The organism is Mesorhizobium sp. M7A.F.Ca.AU.001.01.1.1, from assembly GCF_004022735.1.
Lineage (GTDB): Bacteria > Pseudomonadota > Alphaproteobacteria > Rhizobiales > Rhizobiaceae > Mesorhizobium > Mesorhizobium ciceri.
Map to the genome: position 1 here is coordinate 1 of NZ_RZPF01000566.1, position 4,440 is coordinate 4,440.

Annotated in this window: 4 protein-coding genes; all 4 read right to left on the bottom strand. The window is 60.4% G+C overall.

Annotated elements, in window-relative coordinates; all coding sequences use genetic code 11:
- Positions 1-73: 73 nt before the first annotated feature.
- On the bottom strand, positions 74-1,129 hold the full coding sequence (locus EN884_RS27150) for a beta-ketoacyl synthase N-terminal-like domain-containing protein (RefSeq protein ID WP_013525296.1): 1,056 nt from the start codon (positions 1,127-1,129) through the stop codon (positions 74-76).
- Positions 1,122-2,183: a DUF2169 domain-containing protein gene (locus EN884_RS27155; protein ID WP_063170596.1), complete on the bottom strand. Its 1,062-nt coding sequence runs from the start codon at positions 2,181-2,183 to the stop codon at positions 1,122-1,124. Before EN884_RS27155 ends, EN884_RS27150 begins: the two co-directional genes overlap by 8 nt.
- Before the next feature lie 3 nt (positions 2,184-2,186).
- Positions 2,187-2,729: a type VI secretion system-associated protein TagF gene (gene tagF, locus EN884_RS27160; RefSeq protein ID WP_024504484.1), complete on the bottom strand. Its 543-nt coding sequence runs from the start codon at positions 2,727-2,729 to the stop codon at positions 2,187-2,189.
- On the bottom strand, positions 2,711-4,440 hold a 1,730-nt coding region (gene tssM / locus EN884_RS27165; RefSeq protein ID WP_128360836.1), incomplete at its 5' end, for a type VI secretion system membrane subunit TssM. The genes tagF and tssM, both read right to left, overlap by 19 nt.

A 4,440-nucleotide genomic window follows, 5' to 3' on the forward strand; every position in this document is an offset into this window, starting at 1 on the left:
ATTGTCGCCTTGGAGAATCCGGTGGACGATTTGTGGGTTAAGCCGAGGCCATTGACGGTGATATGCGTCGGCATCAGGCAGCCTTTCGCCTGCCGCCGAGTAGTGCGGCTGCGCGAACGCCGTTCTCGGAACTGGTCCAGATCAGGGACAGGGGTCCGGTCTGATAATTGCGGGCTTCGGCTTCCGCCACAAGGCTGACAAACAAAGGTCCGCTCGCCGCACCCACATCGCCCCAGCAATCGGCAGGGGTCTCGAAATCGGCCGCATCCCTGAACCGACCGGGATTGCGGATGGTTGCGAAGCCGTACTCGTTGGCTCGATAGCGTTCGCCGTTCATGTCGCAGATTATCCGATCGACTGGATCTGTTACGGCCTTTTCGAACAAGTTACGGAACGCAGCACCAAGTCCTTCGCCAAGAACGACGGTCTCGGTTCGGATGCGTTTTTCCTCGTGCGCGCCTTCGATGCCGATCAGTTGGAGCCGTGGCGGGATAGCATATTTCCGGGCGGTTCGCAGAGTTGTCATCAGGCAAAATCCCGCCGCCTCTCCAGGGCAGAACCCATAGATGTTGCCCTCTGAATGCAGTTGTTCATTTTCGTCCAACCACACGAGTGTCTCGGTCTGCAGATAGGTATCGACGCCGCCAGCCAGGCAGAACGTTACGCTGCCCTCGCGCAGGCTTTTTGACGCTTGCAGCATGGCGATCATACCGCCGGCATGGCCTCCAGCAATGGATCCGCCGCCCTGGAACACGGCGTATTGTGACAGACCACTGCGAAGTTGAGCATGCACTTGGACTGCGAATTCGCCATCCTGGCCAGGCCTGGGTTCGCCTGTCGCCACGATTAACGACACCGGTGCGTTTCCGAGGGCGCCAAGCATCGGCCGCAATGCCTGCACGGCCGGATCGAAAGCGATTGCGACAGCGCGATCGGGACCCCGCATATGAAGGTCAATACCCATGTCGCGGGTGACCTTCATTTGCTCGCCGAAGCGGTCGACCATCGTGGGATGTTGTTGGATTGCGGAAATGCCAGCGCGAACCGCGGCCGCACTGGAAGCAGCGTCGAATCCCAACGGCGTTCGCGCGCCGATGCCGACGATGACGATGGCGTCGTCTCTAGCCATCGACGAATTCCTCCGTCCAGATACCCATGCGCGTGGCGGCCGCCGAAACAGTCTGACGACGTAGGCTTATGGTGGTGCTCTTCAGCCGCTCCTCGTCATAAGGAACATACAGCGTGGTCATCCATGTAATGGAGAACTGACGCTTGTCTGGTTTGATCCGTAGCGTATGGATCGTCGGCTCCTCATGCTGCCGGGAGGGTCGGTTGTTGAACTCCGTATGTATGTCGAAGCCGATACGAGGCAGTACGAACTGGAAAAACCCGTCGCCAGTGAAATTGCCCAGCCGCACGGTTTCATAGCCGACAAGTGGCGTCCTGGTTTGCTGATCTTCCGGCGCGCACTGGTAGTATGTTCGGCTGAAATCCAAGGGCAGCAGCGGATCACGCCTCTTTTGCCATTCATCGCCATAGGTGCCCGCATGTTTGGCGCGCGGCATCCAGTGCCGCGCCACTGGACCGAAACCTGCTGGCCGGCCGCTTTGGTGATCGCGATAGGGTGCGTCAGGATACTCGAAGTTGGGGCCGGTCCTGCCGATCAAATGTCGTGCATCGACGGCGAAGCCGGTTCCTACGGGGTTTCGTCGGTCCCAATCGGGCGTGGAGGCCTGAGTGTCCGTGCCGCCAAAAGTTCTCCGCCAAGAAATCGGAATCCGAATGAAAGGCTCGGGTCGGCTCATACGCACCAGTACCGGCCCCGGCATAAAAATACGGTCGCCAATCGCACGCACGCTCTTGTCCAACACGTTGCCTATCTTGATACGCGCCATCGACTCGATATTCGGTCGCTGATCAGGCGCATATACGTGGCCTTCTACAAGGACATCGGTGTGCTTCTTTTCAATGACGAGATCGTCGTCATCAAGTAATTCCAGGGCGTCAGCGCTGTGGATAGGGGCCATATTAACAGGAACCTGATCCTTCAGAAGCTGCTGCTTACCGTCGAGGTCAAGTTCGAACGATGCTTTGATCGCGATCAGCCACCATTCGTGGCCGTGTTCGTCGCGGGTCCAAGCTTCCTGGGCCGCAAATGGCGTCTCGTTCCAGAGATTCCACATCGGTCAACAGATCTCCCCACTGACGGCAAGGAGAGATTCGAGGATTTTGGTGGGTTCCTCCGGATCGACGTCGTAAAGGTCGGAGGTTGCGGTCCACACGACCATGCCGTCGATCGCTTCCCCGCGTTCGTCGCGATCAGGGAAGGGAAAAACCAGCAGCGCCTGGTCGAGCGCGTCCGGCGTCAGCCCGGTCTCCTGGGTTTCAAAACAAAGCGCTTCCATGTCGCGGAACCAGTCGGCCCTACGCGTCATCGTCTCGTCCGCAGAGGACATCATCGCGACGATGCTAAGAGGAAAGCGCCGTCCAACCCGGTCGGCCGAGGGCAAGATTACCCCCGCCGCGTTTCCGAATGCCGCAGGCCCTGAGATGAAACGTAGTGGGATTCGTTCGTCCCAGGCTTTCGAGCCCATCAGCGGGACGAGATGCTGCGCCAGCCAGCGGTCCCAAGCGCGCACAAAGTCGCCCGGCAGCCGCCTCGTCACGAAATCGCCGGTGGCGGGCATTTTTCCGTAAAAACCGGGCACATTCATATCTGCGGCGGACATGTGAACTTCTTGAACATTTCGAGGTTGTACGGATTTTCGACGCTGGCGGCCCTGAGCTCGAAATCGGCGTACATGCCTTTCGTGCCCAGACGCAGGCTGTAGACGTCGGTCAGCGAAGTGCTGGCGAAGCGGCCACTGCGGAGCATCCTCAGCCACGCCCAGCTGCCGGTTTCGTTGAGCATTATTTCAGGCGATCCGTCGATCGGCTGGAAGGCGAGCGAGATGACGCCCGTGCCGTCCTTGCCGGGCCATGTCATGGGTTGCGGCCGCGTTGCGTTGTTGTAGTAGACGAGGCTCTGGCCATCGAGATTGAGCGTGACGCGCGTGACGTTGGGAGACAGGTCCTTCGGTTCAAGCGTGAAGCTCATCACGGGTCCGCTGCCGCCCGCAAATAGATCGTCGCGGATGTGCCTGGCCTGCTCGAACGCCGCCAAGGCCGAACCGTCAAGGCCGAAATCGGCGCGCCATTTCCATGGCTGGCTGGTCATGTCGACATAGTTGATCAGATGGTCGTTGATGAAACCGTCGATCAGCCCGGCCGGCCCAAAGAGGCGGGCGAAATCCCGTACGTTCACGTCCACCGCGCTCTCGGCGCTGAACGGATAGCGGTCGTTCAGCGCCGCCTGGCAGAAAGGCAGGATATCGGCCCGCCAGATGGCGTTGAGCTCCGAAGTGACCGCCTTCTGAGTCAAATTGCTGGTGTCGCCGGCAATCCCGCCCAGCCAACTGCTGATAGGGTCGGGCAGGATCTGTGCCTGCCGGGCGACCGCTCCCGTCAGTTCGGCAAGGCCGCCCTGCTTCTTGATAGCATCCTGCGGATTGGGGTTCGCGGTGACCGTCTGCAGCACGTTGGATAGCGCGGTCAGCGCGACGACCGCGGCATCCAGTGCCGGCGGCTGGCCATCGACCTCGGCAATGGTGCTCTTGAGTGGTTTGAAATGTTCGGCCACAAGATTGCCGGTCAGGTCCACCTCGCTGGCCGAACCCGCCCGTGGCAACAGTTTTGCCCCTGTTTTCACTATCTTGCCAAGCTTGCCCAGTTTGCCGAGCAGTTTCGAGCCGCCTTTGGCTGCCGCCTTGTCATCTCCGGCGGGCGCGTCATCCGAACGGGTGAGCTCCGTCTCTTGCACCACTGCCGTCAGCAGGCGCTTCAGCGCGGAATCGGCGCTCGAAAGATCCTTGAGGTTCTCACTGGCGACGATGAGATCGGTCAATGGCGCGAGCCTCATGTCGCGCAGGAAGCTGTCCCATTGCGCGATATAGTCGTCATAGTAGAGCTTCAGAATATCCTCGGACAGCGCCGAGACCGAGGTTTCGGAGTTCTCTGAGCAGCCGCCAGCGAAAACGGCACGATCGAGCGCCGCCTGTGCGGCGACATCGTCGATGCGATCGAGAATGACGTCGTGAAAGCCGGCATAGGTGAATGCTCCGGAAATGCCGACGCGAAGCGTCTTGGCGGAACGCCGCGCGAACACCTTGCTGCCGTTGGGGCCGGCGAAATTCGCCGGGATCCACTCCTTGAGCCCGGCCACTGCCGGATCGGCCAGCAACTGTTTGTAGGCGCGCGCCGGCAACGAAATGGTACACACCGTTTTCAGCGCTTCGGCAACCAGGGCCTGGTCGGGCGCGACATAGCTCTCGTCGACCGTCATCCGGCGGATGGCGGCAAGCTGATGCTCTTCGGCATCGGCGGTCGGAAATGGTGCCGCGG

Coding starts and splice junctions, on each gene's coding strand:
- EN884_RS27150 (WP_013525296.1), bottom strand. CDS start 1,129: ATGGCTAGAGACGACGCCATCGTCATCGTCGGCATCGGCGCGCGAACG.
- EN884_RS27155 (WP_063170596.1), bottom strand. CDS start 2,183: ATGTGGAATCTCTGGAACGAGACGCCATTTGCGGCCCAGGAAGCTTGG.
- tagF (WP_024504484.1), bottom strand. CDS start 2,729: ATGTCCGCCGCAGATATGAATGTGCCCGGTTTTTACGGAAAAATGCCC.